The 18,927-nt window shown below is 70.2% G+C and carries 18 protein-coding genes; 8 read left to right on the top strand and 10 right to left on the bottom strand.

All coding sequences use genetic code 11. The features are described from left to right. Window positions 1-3 precede the first annotated feature (3 nt). Together ACT1U9_RS01200 and carB are read left to right on the top strand one after the other, a co-directional pair. Window positions 4-162, top strand: coding sequence for a hypothetical protein (locus tag ACT1U9_RS01200; RefSeq protein ID WP_188271692.1), 159 nt, complete (start codon window positions 4-6; stop codon window positions 160-162). After that, the gene (gene carB, locus ACT1U9_RS01205) at window positions 155-3,466 is read left to right on the top strand and encodes a carbamoyl-phosphate synthase large subunit (protein ID WP_444536482.1); all 3,312 of its coding nucleotides are present in this window, start codon (window positions 155-157) and stop codon (window positions 3,464-3,466) included. Before ACT1U9_RS01200 ends, carB begins: the two co-directional genes overlap by 8 nt. Here carB and ACT1U9_RS01210 read toward each other — a convergent pair. Both ACT1U9_RS01210 and ACT1U9_RS01215 read right to left on the bottom strand, forming a co-directional pair. Further along, window positions 3,463-3,963, bottom strand: a complete 501-nt coding sequence (locus tag ACT1U9_RS01210) for a flavin reductase family protein (RefSeq protein WP_444536483.1) — start codon at window positions 3,961-3,963, stop codon at window positions 3,463-3,465. The two genes, carB and ACT1U9_RS01210, sit on opposite strands and share 4 nt — an antisense overlap. Further along, a complete protein-coding gene (locus ACT1U9_RS01215; protein WP_444536484.1) occupies window positions 3,960-4,967 on the bottom strand; it encodes a beta-ketoacyl-ACP synthase 3 in 1,008 nt (335 codons plus the stop codon). Before ACT1U9_RS01215 ends, ACT1U9_RS01210 begins: the two co-directional genes overlap by 4 nt. Before the next feature lie 232 nt (window positions 4,968-5,199). On the opposite strand from ACT1U9_RS01215, the gene ACT1U9_RS01220 reads away from it, so the two are divergent. The 3 genes from ACT1U9_RS01220 (at window position 5,200) to ACT1U9_RS01230 (ending at window position 7,743) form a co-directional block, all read left to right on the top strand. Beyond that, the gene (locus tag ACT1U9_RS01220) at window positions 5,200-5,805 is read left to right on the top strand and encodes a response regulator transcription factor (RefSeq protein WP_444536485.1); all 606 of its coding nucleotides are present in this window, start codon (window positions 5,200-5,202) and stop codon (window positions 5,803-5,805) included. 166 nt (window positions 5,806-5,971) lie between these two features. Beyond that, window positions 5,972-6,757, top strand: a complete 786-nt coding sequence (locus tag ACT1U9_RS01225) for an AfsR/SARP family transcriptional regulator (protein WP_444536486.1) — start codon at window positions 5,972-5,974, stop codon at window positions 6,755-6,757. Next, a complete protein-coding gene (locus tag ACT1U9_RS01230) occupies window positions 6,757-7,743 on the top strand; it encodes a 3-hydroxyacyl-CoA dehydrogenase NAD-binding domain-containing protein (RefSeq protein ID WP_444536487.1) in 987 nt (328 codons plus the stop codon). Before ACT1U9_RS01225 ends, ACT1U9_RS01230 begins: the two co-directional genes overlap by 1 nt. A gap of 67 nt (window positions 7,744-7,810) precedes the next feature. Here the strand turns inward: ACT1U9_RS01230 and ACT1U9_RS01235 are convergent, their stop codons facing one another. The 3 genes from ACT1U9_RS01235 to ACT1U9_RS01245 all read right to left on the bottom strand — a co-directional run bounded on the left by ACT1U9_RS01235 (window position 7,811) and on the right by ACT1U9_RS01245 (window position 9,800). Next, entirely contained in the window at window positions 7,811-8,290 is a 480-nt protein-coding gene (locus tag ACT1U9_RS01235; RefSeq protein WP_444536488.1) for a nuclear transport factor 2 family protein, read from the bottom strand. Then, window positions 8,287-9,174, bottom strand: a complete 888-nt coding sequence (locus tag ACT1U9_RS01240; RefSeq protein WP_444536489.1) for an SDR family oxidoreductase — start codon at window positions 9,172-9,174, stop codon at window positions 8,287-8,289. Before ACT1U9_RS01240 ends, ACT1U9_RS01235 begins: the two co-directional genes overlap by 4 nt. Before the next feature lie 122 nt (window positions 9,175-9,296). After that, the gene (locus ACT1U9_RS01245) at window positions 9,297-9,800 is read right to left on the bottom strand and encodes a MarR family winged helix-turn-helix transcriptional regulator (RefSeq protein ID WP_223184444.1); all 504 of its coding nucleotides are present in this window, start codon (window positions 9,798-9,800) and stop codon (window positions 9,297-9,299) included. 104 nt (window positions 9,801-9,904) lie between these two features. On the opposite strand from ACT1U9_RS01245, the gene ACT1U9_RS01250 reads away from it, so the two are divergent. Next, complete coding sequence (locus tag ACT1U9_RS01250; protein ID WP_444536490.1) at window positions 9,905-11,419, top strand: MFS transporter; 1,515 nt, start codon at window positions 9,905-9,907, stop codon at window positions 11,417-11,419. Window positions 11,420-11,629: 210 nt separating this feature from the next. Further along, window positions 11,630-12,787, top strand: coding sequence for a hydrolase (locus ACT1U9_RS01255; RefSeq protein WP_444536491.1), 1,158 nt, complete (start codon window positions 11,630-11,632; stop codon window positions 12,785-12,787). Window positions 12,788-12,853: 66 nt separating this feature from the next. On the opposite strand, the gene ACT1U9_RS01260 is transcribed toward ACT1U9_RS01255, so the two are convergent. The 3 genes from ACT1U9_RS01260 to ACT1U9_RS01270 are packed head-to-tail and all read right to left on the bottom strand — an operon-like array spanning window position 12,854 to window position 15,482. Continuing rightward, a complete protein-coding gene (locus tag ACT1U9_RS01260) occupies window positions 12,854-13,852 on the bottom strand; it encodes a DUF6081 family protein (protein WP_444536492.1) in 999 nt (332 codons plus the stop codon). A gap of 32 nt (window positions 13,853-13,884) precedes the next feature. Further along, entirely contained in the window at window positions 13,885-14,568 is a 684-nt protein-coding gene (locus ACT1U9_RS01265; RefSeq protein WP_444536493.1) for an HAD family hydrolase, read from the bottom strand. Then, window positions 14,565-15,482, bottom strand: a complete 918-nt coding sequence (locus ACT1U9_RS01270; RefSeq protein ID WP_444536494.1) for a pseudouridine-5'-phosphate glycosidase — start codon at window positions 15,480-15,482, stop codon at window positions 14,565-14,567. Before ACT1U9_RS01270 ends, ACT1U9_RS01265 begins: the two co-directional genes overlap by 4 nt. 276 nt (window positions 15,483-15,758) lie before the next feature. Between ACT1U9_RS01270 and ACT1U9_RS01275 the strand changes: the two genes are divergently transcribed. Then, entirely contained in the window at window positions 15,759-16,856 is a 1,098-nt protein-coding gene (locus ACT1U9_RS01275; RefSeq protein WP_444536495.1) for a DUF6081 family protein, read from the top strand. An 82-nt stretch (window positions 16,857-16,938) separates the two neighbouring features. On the opposite strand, the gene ACT1U9_RS01280 is transcribed toward ACT1U9_RS01275, so the two are convergent. Together ACT1U9_RS01280 and ACT1U9_RS01285 are read right to left on the bottom strand one after the other, a co-directional pair. Next, window positions 16,939-18,003, bottom strand: a complete 1,065-nt coding sequence (locus ACT1U9_RS01280; protein ID WP_444538973.1) for an aldo/keto reductase — start codon at window positions 18,001-18,003, stop codon at window positions 16,939-16,941. Window positions 18,004-18,015: 12 nt separating this feature from the next. Continuing rightward, on the bottom strand, window positions 18,016-18,921 hold the full coding sequence (locus ACT1U9_RS01285; protein WP_444536496.1) for a nitroreductase/quinone reductase family protein: 906 nt from the start codon (window positions 18,919-18,921) through the stop codon (window positions 18,016-18,018). Window positions 18,922-18,927 lie beyond the last annotated feature (6 nt).

The following is an 18,927-nucleotide window of genomic DNA, read 5'->3' on the forward strand; positions in this document are numbered from 1 at the left end:
CCCATGGCTCCCGCACACCGCGTGTTCGTCTCGACGCTGCTCGCCATCGTCTATCTGCTGGTCGTCACACCGGTCGGCCTCGCGGTACGGCTGCTGCGCGACCCCCTGAAGCGCAGGCCCGACCCGTCGGCCCGGACCTACTGGAACCACAGCCGTGCCTAAGCGCACGGATATCCGGTCCGTCCTGGTGATCGGCTCTGGTCCGATCGTGATCGGTCAGGCGGCGGAGTTCGACTACTCGGGTACGCAGGCGTGCCGGGTGCTGAAGGCCGAGGGCCTGCGCGTCATCCTGGTGAACTCGAATCCGGCGACGATCATGACCGACCCGGAGATCGCCGACGCCACGTACGTGGAGCCGATCACGCCGGAGTTCGTGGAGAAGATCATCGCGAAGGAGCGCCCGGACGCGCTGCTGCCGACGCTGGGTGGTCAGACGGCGTTGAACACGGCGATCTCCATGCATGAGAACGGTGTGCTGGAGAAGTACGGCGTGGAGTTGATCGGCGCGAACGTCGAGGCGATCAACAAGGGTGAGGACCGGGACCTGTTCAAGGGTGTGGTCGAGGCCGTCAAGGCGAAGATCGGTTACGGCGAGTCCGCTCGCTCGGTGATCTGCCACACGATGGACGAGGTGATCGCCGGTGTGGACACCCTCGGCGGCTACCCCGTCGTGGTCCGCCCCTCGTTCACGATGGGCGGCGCCGGTTCCGGCTTCGCGCACGACGAGGACGAGCTGCGCCGTATCGCCGGGCAGGGTCTCACTTTGTCGCCGACCACCGAGGTGCTGCTGGAGGAGTCGATCCTGGGGTGGAAGGAGTACGAGCTGGAGCTGATGCGCGACAAGAGTGACAACGTCGTGGTCGTCTGCTCGATCGAGAACTTCGACCCGATGGGTGTGCACACCGGTGACTCGATCACGGTGGCCCCGGCGATGACGCTCACCGACCGCGAGTACCAGCGGCTGCGGGACATCGGTATTGCGATCATCCGCGAGGTCGGTGTGGATACGGGTGGCTGCAACATCCAGTTCGCGATCGACCCGGTCGACGGCCGCGTCATCGTGATCGAGATGAACCCGCGTGTGTCGCGGTCCTCCGCTTTGGCGTCGAAGGCGACGGGTTTCCCGATCGCGAAGATCGCGGCGAAGCTCGCCATCGGCTACACGCTCGATGAGGTGCCGAACGACATCACGGAGAAGACCCCGGCCTCGTTCGAGCCGACCCTCGACTATGTCGTGGTGAAGGCCCCGCGGTTCGCGTTCGAGAAGTTCCCGTCCGCTGATTCGACGCTGACGACGACGATGAAGTCGGTGGGTGAGGCGATGGCGATCGGCCGGAACTTCACCGAGGCCCTGCAGAAGGCGCTGCGGTCTTTGGAGAAGAAGGGCTCGCAGTTCGCCTTCACCGGCCCCGTCGGCGACAAGGCCGAGCTGCTGGCCGAGGCCGTCCGTCCCACCGACGGGCGGATCAACACGGTCATGCAGGCGATCCGTGCCGGTGCCACCCCCGACGAGGTCTTCGACGCGACGAAGATCGATCCGTGGTTCGTGGACCAGCTGTTCCTGATCAAGGAGATCGCGGACGAGCTGGCCGGTGCTGAGCGTCTGGACGTCGACCTGCTCGCGGAAGCGAAGCGGCACGGCTTCTCCGACGCCCAGATCGCCGAGATCCGGGGCCTGCGCGAGGACGTGGTGCGCGAGGTCCGCCACGCCCTGGGCGTGCGCCCCGTCTACAAGACCGTCGATACGTGTGCGGCGGAGTTCGCGGCGAAGACCCCGTACTTCTACTCCTCCTACGACGAGGAGTCCGAAGTCGCCCCGCGTGAGAAGCCCGCAGTGATCATTCTCGGCTCCGGGCCGAACCGGATCGGTCAGGGCATCGAGTTCGACTACTCCTGTGTCCACGCCTCCTTCGCGCTCAGCGATGCGGGTTTTGAGACGGTGATGGTCAACTGCAACCCGGAGACCGTCTCCACCGACTACGACACCTCCGACCGTCTCTACTTCGAGCCCCTCACCCTCGAAGACGTCCTGGAGATCGTCCACGCCGAGACCCTCGCGGGCCCGGTCGCCGGTGTGATCGTCCAGCTCGGCGGCCAGACCCCCCTCGGCCTGTCGCAAGCACTGAAGGACAACGGCGTCCCCGTCGTGGGCACCTCGCCGGAGGCGATCCACGCCGCCGAGGACCGCGGCGCCTTCGGCCGCGTCCTGGCGGAGGCGGGGCTGCCGGCGCCCAAGCACGGCACCGCCACCACCTTCGCGGACGCGAAGGCCATCGCCGACGAGATCGGCTACCCCGTCCTGGTCCGGCCCTCCTACGTGCTGGGTGGACGCGGTATGGAGATCGTCTACGACGAGGAGCGACTGTCCTCCTACATCGCCGAGTCGACGGAGATTTCCCCGACCCGCCCCGTGCTGGTGGACCGCTTCCTGGACGACGCGATCGAGATCGACGTGGACGCCCTCTACGACGGGACCGAGCTCTACCTCGGCGGCGTCATGGAGCACATCGAGGAGGCCGGTATCCACTCCGGTGACTCCGCCTGCGCCCTGCCCCCCATCACCCTGGGCGGGCACGACATCAAGCGCCTGCGGGCCTCAACGGAGGCCATCGCCAAGGGCGTTGGCGTCCGGGGTCTGATCAACATCCAGTTCGCGATGGCCGGGGACATCCTCTACGTCCTGGAAGCCAACCCCCGCGCCTCCCGCACGGTCCCCTTCACCTCCAAGGCCACCGCCGTCCCGCTCGCCAAGGCCGCCGCCCGCATCAGCCTCGGCGCGAGCATCGCCGAGCTGCGCGCGGAGGGCATGCTGCCCAAGGAAGGCGACGGGGGGACGCTGCCGCTGGACGCGCCGATCTCCGTCAAGGAAGCCGTCATGCCCTGGAGCCGCTTCCGCGACGTCCACGGCCGCGGCGTCGACACCGTCCTCGGCCCGGAGATGCGCTCCACCGGCGAAGTCATGGGCATCGACACCGTCTTCGGCACCGCCTACGCCAAGTCCCAGGCCGGCGCCTACGGTCCGCTGCCGACCAAGGGACGCGCCTTCATCTCGGTCGCCAACCGCGACAAGCGCACCATGATCTTCCCCGCCCGCGAACTCGTCGCCCACGGCTTCGAACTCCTCGCCACCTCCGGCACCGCCGAAGTCCTCAAGCGCAACGGCATCAACGCCACCGTGGTGCGCAAGCAGTCCGAAGGCGAAGGCCCGAACGGCGAGAAGACCATCGTCCAGCTCATCCACGACGGCCAGGTCGACCTCATCGTCAACACCCCCTACGGCACCGGCGGCCGCCTCGACGGCTACGAAATCCGCACCGCGGCGGTGGCCCGCTCCGTCCCCTGCCTGACCACCGTCCAGGCACTCGCAGCAGCCGTCCAGGGCATCGACGCCCTCCGGTGGTCGCTGGACGGAGCGCCCGTGCGTGCCCTCCAGGAGTGGCACACTCGGGCGCTCCACCGCCGCTAGGGCCGCAGCGTACGGAACGCGCGGTTGTGGTGGACCAGAGGTGCGCCGTTCCGTATGCGTACGTCCGTCACCCGGCCCACCAGGATCAGGTGGTCGCCCGCTTCGTACCGGGCGTGGACCCGGCAGTCCAGTGCGATCAGGGCGTCGGCAACTGCCGGTAGCAGAGCCCGGGTTGTCGTCGTCTCCTCGGGCAGGAACTTGTCGGCGCCGCTGCGGGCGAAGCGGGTGGCGATGTCCTGCTGGTCCTCGTTGAGGACGCTCACCGCGAACTCGCCGCACTCCGTGAACGCCCCGTAACCGCTGGCGCTGTGCGCCACGCACACCAGGATCAGCGGCGGTTCGAGGGAGACGGAGCAGAACGAGGTGGCGGTGAAGCCCCAGGGTCTGCCGGCCGCGTCCCTAGTGGTCGCCACCACCACGCCGGCGGCGCAGTGCGCCATGGCGGAGCGGAAGCTGTCGGAGGCCGTCGGGCGTACGGTCGCGTTCCGCTCGGTCACGGCAGAACCACCACCTGGGCCGCGTAGTTCAGCCCGGCGCCGAAGCCGACGAGGAGGGCCGTGTCGCCGCTGCCCGCCTGTCCTTCGGCGAGCAGGGTCTCCAGGGCGAGCGGGATGGAGGCGGCGGAGGTGTTGCCCATGCGGACGACGTCGCGGGCCACCGCCGTACGGGGGCCGAGGCCCAGGCGTTCCGCCATGAGGTCGATGATCCGCAGGTTCGCCTGGTGCGGGACGAAGGCGCCGAGGTCGGCGGGTGACACATCCGCCGCCCGCAGCGCCTCGGCGGCCGCCGGAGCCACCTCGTCCATGGCCCAGCGGAAGATCCTGCGGCCGTCCATCCTCATCCACGGCCGTGCGCCCGCGCTGTCGCCCCAGGGGGCGGTCATCCGCAGGGCTTCGCTGTAGGCACCGTCCGCGCGCCGGACGACCGGGCCGATGCCGGGTGCGTCGGCGCTCCCGACGACCACGGCTCCGGCGCCGTCGGCGAAGAGGAACGCGCTGCCCCGGTCGGTCCGCTCCACGATGTCGGTCATCCGCTCGGCGCCGATGACCAGGACGTTCCGGGCGCTGCCCGCGCGTACCGCGTCGGAGGCGATGGCGACGGCGTGGCAGAAGCCGGCGCACGCGGCCGACAGGTCGATCGCCCCGGCCGCCCGGGCGCCGAGCGCGTGGGCGACCCGTACCGACAGCGGTGGCGTCTGGTCGAGTTGGGACATACTGGCGAGTACCACGAGGTCGATTTCCCTCGGGTCGACACCGGCCGCCGCGAGGGCCTTTCCGGCGGCCGCGACGGCCATCGAGTGCAGTGTCTCGTCCGGCGCCGCGAAGCGGCGTTCGCGGATACCGGAGCGGGTCTCGATCCACTCCTCGGTGGAGTCGATCGCCTCGCACAGCTCGGCGTTGCCGACCACCTGCCGGGGTCGATATCCGCCGATTCCGAGAATTCTGCTGTGCCCCCCGGCGCCGCCGGTATCCGCATGCCGGGCAGTCCTGACGGTTCGCATCAAACCCTCTCCACTTCAGCGTTCGGTATCCGTGGGAATGGGAAGCGGCCTCAGCGTCGGAGCGCCCGGTCGAGCAGCCCTTGAGCCGTACTCGGCGACGGCACCGGCCGGACTCCTACTTCGCTGCATTGTTTTGGCCGATAGTCGACCGTGGTGATCCACTCGCGCGGAGTAGTGTGGGCTGGCGGTACGGGGGGCGGGCGCGGACGATGAGACTGGGGGAACAGCACTCGTGATACGCCTGCTCGTGGCCGAAGATGTACACATGGTCCGGGGAGCGCTGGTCGCTCTGCTGGAGCTGGAAGCGGACTTCACGGTGGTCGCGGAGGTGGGCAGAGGCGATGAGATCGTGCCCGCCGCGCTGCGCAGCCGCCCGACCGTGGCCATTCTCGATGTCGACCTGCCCGGCACGGACGGTCTGACCGCCGCCGAGCAATTACGCAGGACTCTTCCAGAATGCCGGATTCTCGTCCTCACCGGGATCGGCAGGCCCGCGATGCTGCGCCGGGCCCTGGACGGCCGGGTGGACGGGCTGCTCCTGAAGGACTCTCCCCCGGACGAACTGGCCGACGCCGTACGTAAAGTCGTGGCTGGTCAGCGGGTTTTCGACTCCGGCCTTGCGTTGAGCGCCCTCGACTCGGGGGCGCAGCTTCTCACCCCGCGCGAGACCGAGGTCCTGCGGCTGACAGCCGACGGACACGACGCGGGGCACATCGCCCGGCAGTTGCATCTGTCGGTGGGGACCGTGCGCAATTACCTCACCACGATCGTGAGCAAGCTCAACGCGCGCAATCGCATCGATGCCATCAGGACGGCCCGGGAGTTCGGGCTCCTGTGATTCTTCTTCACTCCCCCGATTCCCCAGGCCATTCTCCCGGTTGACCATTGGTTGACCGTTCAAACCATGAATAACTCCTGTGAGTCCATGAACATCTCACTGGGATCTCCATGAACCCTCGTGCCACACTTGAGGACGTCAGCAATTCCCATGTGGAGGTCCTCGCGTGGAAATCGAAGTATTGGGTCCGCTGAAAGTCCAAATCGACGGTGTTTCGATCGTGCCGAGCGCGGGCAAACCCCGTCAGCTGCTCGCGCTTCTCGCCCTGCGCACGGGGCGGATCGTCCCGGTACCCACCTTGATGGAGGAGATATGGGGCGAGCATATTCCGCGCAGCGCCCAGACCACCTTGCAGACTTACGTGCTCCAGCTGCGCCGCCTGGTCACCAAAGCCATTCCCCACCGGACGGAACTGTCCGCGAAGGACGTGCTCGCCACCCGTTTCGGCAGCTATCAGCTGAACGGGCCGGTCGTGGACTTCGACTTCGGCACGTTCCAGGAACGGTCGGCGGCCGGAAACAGAGCACTGGCGGCCGGGGAGGACGCGAAGGCGTCCGCGCTCCTGGCCGAGGCGCTCGACCTGTGGCAGGGTCCGGCGCTGGCCGACGTACCCGCGGGCAGCATCCTGGAGACCGAGATCATCGGGATGAACGAGGCCCGGACGCGCGCCCATGAACTGCGTATCGAGGCCGATCTGCGGCTCGGCCGGCACGGTGAACTCCTCGGTGAACTCCTGATGTTGACCGCCCAGCACCCGCTCAACGAGATCATCTGCGCCCATCTGATCACGGCGCTGCACCGGGCGGGCCACACCTGGCGGGCCCTGGAGGCGTTCCAGCGGCTGCGCACCACGCTGGTCAGCGAGTTGGGCGTGGAGCCGTCGCCACGGGTGCAACGGCTCCACCAGCAGGTGCTCGGCTCGGGCCCCACGCCGCGACGGCAGGCCGCGTGATGAGCACACCCGGCACACCCACGGCCCGCACACCCGATCCCCGCACACCGACGCCGAGTACTGTCGCCGTCCTCGGCACGGGCACCATCGCCCTCGGATGGATCGCCCTGTTCGCCGCCAAAGGACTCAGCGTACGTATCAGCAGCACCAGACCCGACGCGCGCGAGCATGTGACGGGCGCGCTCGACCTGTACGCGCGCTCCCTGCCCGACGGTGCGACAGACCCGGAACTCCTGGCGGCACGGCTCACGTTCCACGCGGACGTGGCGGAGGCGGCGACAGGGGCGCAGGTCGTGCAGGAGAACGTTCTGGAGGATCTGGCGCTCAAGCAGGACATCTTCCGGCGGGCGGCCGAGGCGGCTCCCGACGCGCTGCTGCTCTCCTCCACCTCGACCCTGCTCCCCGCCGATCTCGGCGCCGCGCTCGACGAGCCGGGGCGGGTGATCGTGGGGCATCCGTTCAACCCCCCGCACATCGTCCCGCTGGTAGAGGTCGTCGCCGCCGAGGACGCCAAGCCGGTGGACATCGAGGCGGCCGTGGACTTCTACCGGTTCCTGGGCAAGACACCGGTGGTGCTGCGCCGCGCGGTTCCCGGGTTCGTCGCCAACCGGCTGCAGTCGGCGCTGCTGCGCGAGAGCATCCACCTGGTGCGCGAAGGTGTGGTCACGGTGGGCGAGCTGGACGAGATCGTCACCGCCTCCATCGGCTCCCGCTGGGCGGTCGCGGGACCGTTCCGCGCCTTCCACCTCGGCGGCGGCCCCGGCGGTCTGCGCCATCTGATGGAGCATCTGGGCGAGGGCCTGGAGCGCAGTTGGGCCGGGCTCGGGAATCCGCCGGTGGACGAGTACACCGTGGAGACGATGCTGACCCAGGCGGAAGAGGCGTTCGGCCCGTACGCGTACGAGCCGCTGGCGGCCTGGCGGGACCGGGCGCAGAACGCGGTGATCGCGGCGGTCGAGGCGGCGGGGCCGCCGCAGAAAGGCTGACGCGGACGACTCGGGGGTGGTCGGGGGCGAAAAGCCCCCGGCCACCCCCAAACGTTTGTCGGTCGATCTAGTCGAAGAGTTCCTGATCCTGCGTCACCTTACGGCTGCGCGTGCGGAGTTCGCCGTCATCGCTGCGGACCAATACGTCCCGCACCACGCAGCTCGGTGAGATGACCGGCTGCGGCTGGCCCGGGCGGGTGGTCGCGACGAGTGCGTAGAACTCGGTGTGCACGGTGCCGTCCGGCTGCTCCCGTACGTCGAGCATGGTGAACCAGTGGCGGCGCTGGACCGGGTCCGACTTGAAGCGCCGTTCGTTGTACTCGCGCACCTCCTGCGCGATGCCCGCGTGCCCGCGCGCCGGGGGGACGCCCGGGGAGTGCGCGAACACGCCGTCCTCGGTGAAGGTCCGGGCGAACGGCTCCGCCCGGACGGCGTCGAGGAGGTGCACCTGGCGGGCGTAGAACAGCTGGACCTCGGCGTACAGCCCGGAGCGGGCCGGGTTGGCGGCCGGCGCCGCCGTGTCGGTGGTGCGTACTGCGGTGTTCACGATGCCTCCTCGAATGACCGCGCCCGCTCGGGGGCGCTGAATGCTGCGGCGTGGTCCTGGGCCCAGGTGCGGAAGGACCGGGGCGCCGATCCGGTGATCTCCCGCACGCTCGCCACGACGGGCAGTCGGCGCTCGATCAAGTAGCGCTCCACTTCGATGAGTTGACGTGCGTACGCCTCGGGCAGCCGTCCGGCGACCAGGCGCACCCACTGCTCCGGCGCGATCCGCGCCACCTTGAGCTCACGACCCAGCACCTCACCGAGCACACGCACGCGCGCGTGGACGTCGAGCGCATGCGGTCCGGAGAGCGGCAGGATCCGTACGCCGGCCGGTTCGGGTCCGAGGAGCACGGCGGCCGCGACGTCGGCGATGTCGCGCGGGTCGATCACCGGCACGGCGAGGTCGGGGTGGACGACGCCCACCACGTCACCGGCCGCGAGGGCGGGAGCCCACTGGAGGGCCAGCGAGGCGAAGGGCCCGGGGCGCAGCACGGTGAGCGGCAGGCCGGTGGCCCGCAGTCGCGCCTCTCCTTGTACGTGTTTGACGAAAAGGGGGTTGTCGAACCCCGGGCCCTGTGGGGCGTCGGCGGAGACGACCACCAGCTGCCGCAGCCCTGTTGAGTGGTACGCGGCGTGCGCGAACGCCTCGCCCCCGTCCTCGGCGAGCAGGACGAAGGCCGCGTCCACTCCGTGCAGCGCGGACTCCAGCGAGGCGCTGTCGGTGAGGTCGCCGCGTGCGATCTCCACACCCCGGGGCAGGAGCGCCGTCGCGCGTTCGGGGCTGCGGCACAGGGCGCGGACCCTGCTGCCGTGCGCGAGCAGCCGCCCGACGAGATGCCGGCCGACCGTCCCGGTGGCCCCGGTGACCAGTACTCCGTGCCCCATACGCCCTCCCGGCGGTCCGGGAAGCGGGCGGGGTGCCCGTTCCCGCGCACAGCTCAGGGGCCGGGGCTCGAATCCCGCTCCAGCACGGCTCGTTCATCGGCCCGGGCGCGCCGGAGGGCGGCTCAGTCGGTGGCTCCGGACGCCCCGCTCTCGTACGCCTCCATGGTGCGTACGAATATGGCCCGCTCCTGCGGGGTGAGCGGGTCGAGGGCCTTCTCCCAGGCGTCGGCGCCGCGCGCCAGCCAGCTGTTGATGGCTTCGCGGGTCTCCGGGTCCTCGGTGAGGGAGACGATCGTGCGCCGCCGGTCGGACGGGTCGGCCTTGCGCTCGACGACACCCTGGCGGCTGAGGTCGGCGACCATCAGGCTCACCGTGGTGGGGGCGACTTCGAGGCGGGCCGCGAGTTCGTTGACGAGGGCCGGGCCGTCGAAGACGAGGTGGGACAGCAGGGAGAGATGGCGCGGGGCGAGGTTCATCGAGCGGAGCTGCTCGGGGACGGTGGTGCGCTTCAGCCGCTGTGCGACACGCGGCATCAGCACGAGCATGGCCCGGATCGCGTCGTCCCTGCTCATCCCGGACTCCCGCGCGGCCTGCCGCTTCCGCTCCGCCTCGCGCTCCGTTGACATCCTGCCGACCCCCTTATAGCTTTGCTTTCAAAGCAAACTCTCTCTTTGCTCGTCCACCCTACCGGACACGTGCGCTCCGGGCCTGCTCAGGAAAGGGATGGCCCATGTCCTTAGCCTCATCTCCTACCACCGCCACAGCCGAGTTCAACCCCCGGCGGTGGGCGGCGTTCATCGTCACGCTGTCGGCGGTCTTCATGGATCTGGTGGACACCACCGTGATCAATGTCGCGCTGCCCTCGTTGAGGCGGGAACTGCACGCGTCGAGCACCCAGCTCGAATGGTCCATCGCGGGATACGTGCTCGCCTTCGCCTCCGGAATGATCACCGCGGCCCGCCTCGGCGACCGGTTCGGCCGGCTGCGGATCTTCCAACTCGGCCTGGCCGCCTTCACCGTCACCTCCGCGCTCACCGGCCTCGCCGTCAACCCCGAGATGCTGGTGGCCGCCCGGATCGCCCAGGGCGCCTCGGCCGCGCTGATGGTGCCTCAGGTGCTCGCCATGCTGCGGGTCGAGTTCCCGGCCGCCGAGCAGTCCAAGGCAGCCGCGATCTTCGGCCTCAACTTCTCCATCGGCGGCGTCGGCGGCCCGCTGATCGGCGGTGTGCTGCTCAACGCCAACCTCTTCGACCTCGGCTGGCGGCCGATCTTCTTCGTCAACATCCCCATCGGCATCGCCGCGTTGATCGCCACGCACTACCTGTGCCGTGACTCGCGGGCCGAGCACGCCGCCACCGTGGACATCCCCGGCCTCGCCATCGCCACCGCCGCCGTCGTCGCGTTGCTCTATCCACTCGTCGAGGGGCGCACCCTGGGCTGGCCCTGGTGGAGCTTCGCGCTGATGGCGGCGTGCCCGGCGCTGCTGTGGGTGTTCGCGTGGTACGAGCGCGGTGTCACCCGGCGCGGCCAGGCACCGCTGATCGATCCCCAACTCCTGCGTGAACGCGCCCCGTTGGGCGGTCTGCTGGTCGCCGTACTGTTCTTCGCCGGTACCGGCTACACCCTGGTGATCACCGTGCATCTGCAGACCGGCCTCGGCTTCTCGCCGCTGCACACCGCCCTGAGCATGGTGCCGTTCGCGGTCGGCGTGGGGCTGTTCACCCCCTTCGCGCCGAAGATCCGCCAGTTCGGCAGGCCGGTCGCCGTCATCGGCTCGCTGATCGCGGCGAGCGGCATGGGCCTGGTCCTCGCTGCGTTCAAACGGTACGAGATGGAGCTGCACTCCTGGCAGATCGTGCCCGGGCTGCTGATCGCGGGCCTCGGAGTCTCGATGACTTCGGGCGTGCTCATCACCACGGTCCTGGCCAAGACCCCGGGCCGGCACGCGGGAGCTGCCGCCGCACTCGTGAACACTGCGATCCAGATCGGCGTCGCGACCGGCATCGCCATCGTCGGCACGGTGTTCTTCGGGCACCTCGACGACAAGGGCAACCCCGTGGACGCCGCCGTGGCCGGTCTGGTGACCGTGGTGATCCTGTGGGTGCTCGCCGCGCCCGCCGCGTTCATCCTGCCGCCCGGACGCCTGGTGTTCGGGCCCGCGTCCGCCCCCAAACCCCCGCAGCAGGAAGAAACAACGCCCGCCGAGTCGGAGCCCGTGACCTCCTCGCGCCCCGCGTCGGACTGACGCCCAACCCCCAGACACGGCCCGCGGCATCCCCCGACGCGGTCCGTCCGGTCTCCCCGGTCGCCTCCGTCGACCGGGGAGACCTTTTTCGTACGCGGGTTGAATACGCCGCCTGTCGAGCGCTCGTCAAGGCACTTTCGACCCGCCCGGCCGACGCTCGGGCCCTCATCCGTCGCAGGCCGTGCCGCGACACTCCCGAGGGGAGCCCCGTTGTCCAAAACGATGTCCAACTCCATTGCAACAGAGCCCAGTTCACTCCGTCCGCACGAGGTGGCGCCGCTGGCCGCCGAACACGCCCGCGAGGGCGACCGGGACCGGCGTCTGCACCCCAAGGTGTACGAGGCGCTGCGCGGCGCGGGATTCGCCCGCCACTTCGTGCCCGCCCGCTGGGGCGGTGACGAAGGCGGCTTCCTGCCCTGCTTCGAAGCCGTCGTACACGTCGCGCGGGAGGATCCCTCGGCGGGCTGGTGCGCGTCCGTGACCGCGACGCTGTCGCGGATGGCGGGCTTCCTGCCCGAGGAGGGGCAGCGGACCGTCTGGGCGGACGGGCCCGACGCCATGGTGGTGGGCGCCCTCGTCCCCGGCGGCAACGCCCGGGCCGCAGACGGCGGTTGGGTCCTGAGCGGCCGCTGGCCCTACGTCAGCGGGGTGCACGCCTCCGACTTCGCCCTGCTCGCCGTCCAGGTACCGGTGCCGGGCGGCGCCCCGGAGGTGCGGTTCCTGCTGGTGCCCCGGTCCGCGTACGAGATCGAGCGGACCTGGGACACGGTCGGGATGCGCGGTACGGGCAGTGACACCGTCGTCCTCGACGAGGTGTTCGTCCCCCGGGCCCACTCGTTCCTGCGCGGCGAGCTGGCGTCTGGGCGCACCCCGGGCACCGCACCGGACAGCCTGTGCGTCCCGCTCCAGAACGTGAGCGGTCTGACCTTCGCGGCGCCGATCCTGGGTGCGGTGCGGGGTGCGACCGACGCGTGGTCGCAGGCCGTCGTACGCAAGCGGGCCGCCCGCCCCGGGCCCAACCAGGGCAGCACGGTCGAACTCGACCTCGCCCGCAGCGCGGCCCTCACCGACGCGGCCGAGCTGCTGCTCGCCCGGGCGGCGGCGGACGCGGACCGGGGTTTGCTCGCCGACGATTGGGCGGGCGCACGGGCCCAGCGCGACCATGTCGCCGCGGTGGATCTGCTGCTCGACGCGGTGAACCGGTTGCAGCGCACCGGCGGCACCGGTGCGCAGTCCGTGCACGGGGAGCTCCAGCGGTTCTGGCGCGACGCCAACGCCGGCGCCGGGCACGCGGTCCTCCAATGGGAGCCCGCCGCACGCCGGTTCGGGACCGCCGGGCTCGCACGGACGGCTGCCATGGATTCGTGAGGGCGCGCAGGTGAGCGGGGCCGCCGGTGTCGCACCGGCGGCCCCGCTCTCGTACGCACGATGCCGTTACGACGTCGGAGCGCTGCTCACCGTGAAGCCGCTGATGGTGAGCTCGGCGCCCTGGCCGAAGAGCCTGGTGGCGTCCCGGCTGTCCTCGTCGACGAAGGACTGCTCGACGGGCGCGCCCCGGTCGGGCCGGTAGTACGTGGTGGCGCGGGAGAGCCGGACCAGGCCCTTGCCGGTCGGCCAGGAGCCGTCGAGCAGGCTCAGCATCCCCATGCCGAAGCTGAGCTGGCGGGGCTCGACCAGGGTCGGGGTGCCGCCCTCGTCGAGGGTGAGCGTGTCGCGGCCGAGGGGGTGCCCGATGCGGTCGACTGTCAGGACCACCTCGCCCTCCAGGAACCAGCGAACGGTACCGGCGGCACGGTCGTACGAGATCTTGACCCGGTGCCGGTCACCGGGTGAACGACGGGTCAGAGGAACCGTGTTGGCGAATGAGCCGTATCCGCCGAGGTGGCGTCGGGCGAAGTTGGTGCGCCCGTAGAAGGCGTGCACCCCCTTGTTGGTCAGGATGAAGTCGAAGGCGACCGAGGTCTCCGGGTCGATGGTGTTGAGCATCGCCCCGGCGAGCCGCAGATCGTCGTCCGGGTCGCTGACCGCGTCCCCGAAGGGGTGGTCCGAGGTGCCATACGTACGTCCCGACACCGTGGCCTCGACGGAGAGGACGCGGCCGGGCTCGGCGTCGAAGCCCTGGAAGCCCGCGGACGACTGGCGGTTGACGTAGGCGATCCACTTCGCGTGATCGGCGAAGCCGGGGATCGAGCCCGGTTCGCCGGTCTCGCGCGGGACGGTCCGGGTGAAGGCGGGTTCGCCGGTACGGGCGTTGCGCCCCGGGGCCACCAGGTGCAGACCGTCGCTGTCCGTGGTGATCACCGCATCGTCGGCGACATGCTCCGCGTTGGCCTGCACGAACCGCCAGGGCGCGGCCGGGCCGGACGCCCGCAGGCCGTCCGTGAAGTCGTCGCGCCACAGGACGGTGGATTCCGCCGTGGTCGGCTGGGTCATATCAACTCCTCATACATATACGGTTGTTGGGGTCAGACCCGGTCGGTGACGAGCACGGTGAGTTCACCGAAGGAGTCCACTACGCGCTCCGCGCCCGCCGCCATCAGCTCGGCCGCCCCGGCCACCCCGTACGACACCCCGACCACCCGCATCCCGGCGGCGCGGCCCATGCCCGCGTCGGCGACGCCGTCGCCCACGACGACGCACTGCGCGGGGGTGAGGCCGAGGCCGTCGGCGACGAGCAATGCCATCTCGGGGTCGGGCTTGCCACGCTGTACGGAGTCGTGCCCGGCCACGACGTGGAACAGCTCGTACACGCCCATCAGGCGCAACATCCGCTCGGCCGCGCCGCGCGGCTTGGAGGTGGCGAGGCCGAGCAACACACCTCGGGTACGCAGGTGTTGGAGGGCGTCCGGCACATCGGGGTAGGCCAGCTCCTCGGGGGCGATCCCCTGGAGATGCGCGCGGAACTGGCTCTGGTACTCGGCGACGGCCGCCGCCACCTCCGCGTCCTCGGGCGCGCACCCGAGCAACGTCGCGAAGTTCTGGTCCAGCGGTTTGCCGATCAGCGGGCGCACGATGCTCTCGTCCGCGTCGACGCCCCGGGCGGCCAGCACCTTCAAGGTGATCGTCGCGATGGCCTGCGGGGTGTCGGCCAGGGTGCCGTCGAGGTCGAGGACCAGGCCCCGTACACCCGGCATCGGTGCGCCCGTCACCGCTGCTCCTTGGCAGCGCGCTCGGCGCTCAGCCCGACCGCGAACTCGCCCGCCACCCGGGCGGTCCCCAGCAGGACCGACCGGCCCGCCGCCGCTGTGCGGCCCCGGGTCGCCTTGGAGACCGCCCGCATCAGGAAGGGGCTGACCCGGTTGCCCGTGACACCGGTGCGGTCCGCCTCCTCCAGCGCCTGCGCGATGGCCTCCTCCACGAGTGCCCCGTCGACCGCGTCGGCCTCGTCCACCGGGACCGTCAGCAGCACCGTGCCGCCGCCGTTGACCGCCCAGTGGGTGCGCACGGCCCGCGCGGCCAGGCGCAGATCGTCGACGCGCTGGACGGCGATGTCGCCGCCGCGCACATAGAAGAGCGGCAGCCGGTCCGTGCCGTAGCCCAACACCGGCACGCCCGCCGTCTCCAGGTACTCGGCGGTCAGCCGCGCGTCCAGGATGCTCTTCGCGCCCGCTGAGACGACCGTCATCCGGGTACGGGTGAACTGGAGCAGGTCGGGCGAGATGTCGAAGGTCTGCTGCGCCCGGCGGTGCACACCCCCGATGCCCGCGGTCGCGAACACCTCGATGCCCGCGCGCTCGGCGATCACGATGGTGCCCGCGACCGTGGTGGCACCGAGGCCCCCGCCGGCGAGGGCGAGTCCGAGGTCGCGGGCGCTCACCTTCTGCACCCGCTCGGCGCTCCTGACCTGCTCGATCCGCTCCACGTCCATGCCCACCAGGACGCGGCCGTCGGCGATGCCGATCGTCGCGGGTACCGCGCCCGCGTCGCGCACCGACTTCTCGATGTCCAGGGCCAGTTCGAGCGTGGGGCTCGCGGTGATCAGGGAGGACTCCAGGGCGACCACGGGCCGCTTCTCCTGAAGCGCCGTGGCCACCTCGTCGGAGATCTCAAGGTATGGATCCATGCCGTCCATGCGTGTCCCGCCCTTTCCGTGGACGTCCGGGAGAACTGATCCGTACTCGCGGGATGCTTCGCAGCACACCTCGAAGAGCGCTGGATCCCCTGTCGACGCGCGCCCTCGTCGGTTCGAGCGGTAATCGAGGTCCCGCCGCGACGGTGACCCGGCGCGCAGCGATCCGGCCTGCGCCGCACTCGGCAGACGGACCGACGTACGGACTCGGGGCGTACGCACCGACGCGTACGCACCCGACGTATGGACTCGATGTATGGAGGAGATCTCATGCCCGTAGAGGCTGGAGCGGGCCGACGGCCCTTTGCGCGGTCGCGGCGGATCGCGGTCGGCGTGGTGGCGGCCGCCACCGCGTGCACGGCCCTCACGCTGACCGGCGGCGCCCAGGCCGCCACCCCCCGGTCCGAGAAGGTGCTGTTCCAGGACACCTTCGCGAGCGGCTTCGACGCCCAGCAGACATGGCTGCTCGGCAAGGCCCACACCCCGGCCGGTGAACTCGCCCAGGGCGACGGCATCGTGACGTCCAACGCCAACGGGATCACCGTGGTGCCGACGGGTCGCAACGCCAAGACGGGCCGTCCCGCGTTCGCCGCGACGACCGGCCAGGACGCCACCGGCTTCGGCGGCGGCACCGGCGACCACCTCAAGTGGGTGGCGCAGCCGCGCGAGTCCGCGAAGAACGGCTTCGCGATCCCCGCGACCGGGTCCTGGAGCTGCACCACCGACCTCTCAGTGAAGACGGACGGCACCGAGAACCACCCCTTCGGCAAGGCGGTCACCGACCCTCAGTCCGACCCCCGCCTCGCCAGCGCCACTGTGATCACGGTGGACCACGCCTCGCACACCGTGGCCAACTTCTCGGTCACCAACACCGAGGTCCACGCGATCTACGAGCGGCTGCCCGTGGAGAACAGCACATACGCCTCCTTCCACTACTCGGTGCCGGTCGCCAAGCGCGTCCCCGGTCAGCCGGTCCGCCTCCAGGTCCGCTACGACGAGGGCGGCAAGCGGGTGACCTGGCTGGTCAACGGGAAGAAGGTGCTGTCCACCGACCGCATCGGGACGCTGGCGTTCGACCGCAAGTACCTGCGGATCGACCACGGCGGCAAGCAGGAGCAGGTCAAGATGTCGTCGGTGCAGTGCGCCCTGGGCACCGGCAACCTCCTGGACGGCGGTGGCGGCGCGAACGACCGCGACAAGGCCGGTCTGGTACGTCTGGAGGACACCCCCGGCTTCTACTTCGACCCGGCGAAGGGGGCGCCTTCCCCGCAGAAGTTCCACGACGACAAGAGCCTGGAGTCCAACCGCCTCTGGGGCCAGGGCGTCACCCTGAAGGTGCGCAACTTCAAGATCAGCACCACCGACTGAGCCGGTCCCCGACCCGGTCCAACCGTGCGGGCCCCGTCCGAGAAGGACGGGGCCCGCGCTGTCGTTCTCCTGCGTGTGGATCTCAGCGGCGTACGGAGAACAGGTCGTCCGCGACCGCGCGGCCGGTGGTGGTGCGCCGGTCGTCGACGCGCTGCCAGTGCTCGCCGTACACCATCCGGGTCATGGCCGGGAACTGGAGCATGGTCGTCGGATACCCGGCCGGCACCGCACTCACCTTGTCCAGTGCCGCCAACTGCTCCTGATCCAGGGTGACTTCGACGCTTTCGAGGTTCTGGCGCATCTGGTGCTCGGAGGTGGCGCCGACCACGGGGATCACCGTGCCGGGGCGTGAGCGGAGCCAGGCGAGGGCGATCTGGGCGGGGGTGCGCCCGGCCTCCTCGGCGATCCTGACGACCTCGCGCACCACGTCGTCGCCCTCGCCGCGCGGCTTGCCCCACGGCACCTTGTCGAGGCGGCCGCCCTCGCCCTTGAGGTATTTCCCGGTCAGCCGCCCGTCCGCGAGGGGGCCCCAGGCGAAGGCGGGCAGGTCGAAGGCGTGCGCCATCGGCAGGAACTCGCGCTCGACGGTGCGGTCCAGAAGGTTGTAGTGGACCTGCATCGCCGCGAACGGGGTCCACCCCCTCAGCTCCGCAAGGGTGTTGGCCTGGGCGATCTCCCACGCGGGCCAGTTGGACACGCCCACATAGAGGACCTTCCCCGCGCGCACCTGGTCGTCCAGGGCCCGCATCACCTCCGGCACCGGCGTGAGGGTGTCACGCGCGTGCACCCAGAAGATGTCGAGGTGGTCGGTGCCGAGGCGGCGCAGACTGTCCTCAAGGGAGACGACCAGGTTCTTGCGGTGGTTGCCGGCCGCGTTCACATCGCCGGGGCGGATCTGGAGCGTGTACTTCGTGGTGAGCAGGAAGGAGTCCCGGCGCCCGCGCAGCAGCTCGCCGATGACGGACTCCGCCGAGCCGTGCCCGTACTCGTTGGACGTGTCGATCACATTGCCGCCCGCCTCGGCGAACTGCTCAAGGAGTCTGCCGGGCAGCTCCTTCGGTAAGTCCCAGTCGTCGCCGAACGTCATGGTGCCCAGGGCGAGTTCGGAGACGCGGACGCCCGTCTTGCCGAGGACCGTGTAGCGCATGTCCGGCACGGATCAGCCCTCCAGGGCGGGCAGCAGGGTCTCTTCCTCGTACGCGAAGTGGGCCTCCAGGCCCGCCACCACGCGGTCGAGTTCGCCGCGCAGCCGCTCCAGGTCGCCGCCGTCGCCGGACAGGCCCTTGTCCAGCACCTCCTCGAACTCGGCCAGGGCCGTCTCGACCACGTGGTGCTGCTCGCGGAACTTGGTGATGGCGGGGACGAGATGGGGGTACCTGACCTCGAAGGCGGAGAACGAGCCGTCCTCGCGGATGTGGTGCATCTGCAAGCCGTAGCAGTACGTCAGGCAGCGGGCCCGCAACTGCTCGGTGAGCTCGGCGGCGGGACGCGCGTCCGTGTCGTCACCGCCGAGCGCCTGCTCCATCGCGGTGCGCAGGCGGGCCAGTTCGCCGCGCAGATCGCTGTGGTGCTTGATCAGCTGCTGGCCGATCATGCGGCTGCGCTCATTGTCCCCGCCGAGGTCCAGCGGTTGCAGGGCGACCACGGGGATCTTCCGGTCGGTCTTCGACTCGTAGTCGCGAAAACCGGGGTCGAGGGTGCACTGGAGCTCCCAATACCGGTCGCGCTCCTCGCCCTTGAGCTCCTCGGCGCGGGTGGCGAAGGGCTTGGCGGCGCCCTCCTCGGTGCCGATCTCCAGCGTGACCTGGGGACTTGCCAGGAGGTTGTGATACCAGTCCGGGTTCTTGTCCCGGCCCGCGTTGGAGGCGAAGACCAGATAGCGGTCGCCGTCCTTGTAGTAGATGGCCGGATTGGTGTGGGGTTTGCCGGTCTTCCTGCCCATGGTCGTCAGCAGCACCATCGGCGCCCCCTCGAACATGCCGCCCACCCGGCCGTTGTTCGCCCGGAATTCCTTGATGACCCGCTCGTTCCAGCTCAGGCCGCTGTCCGCTTGCTGTTCACTCATGGGGGG

Source organism: Streptomyces sp. BR1 (assembly GCF_052373795.1).
Taxonomy (GTDB): Bacteria; Actinomycetota; Actinomycetes; order Streptomycetales; family Streptomycetaceae; genus Streptomyces.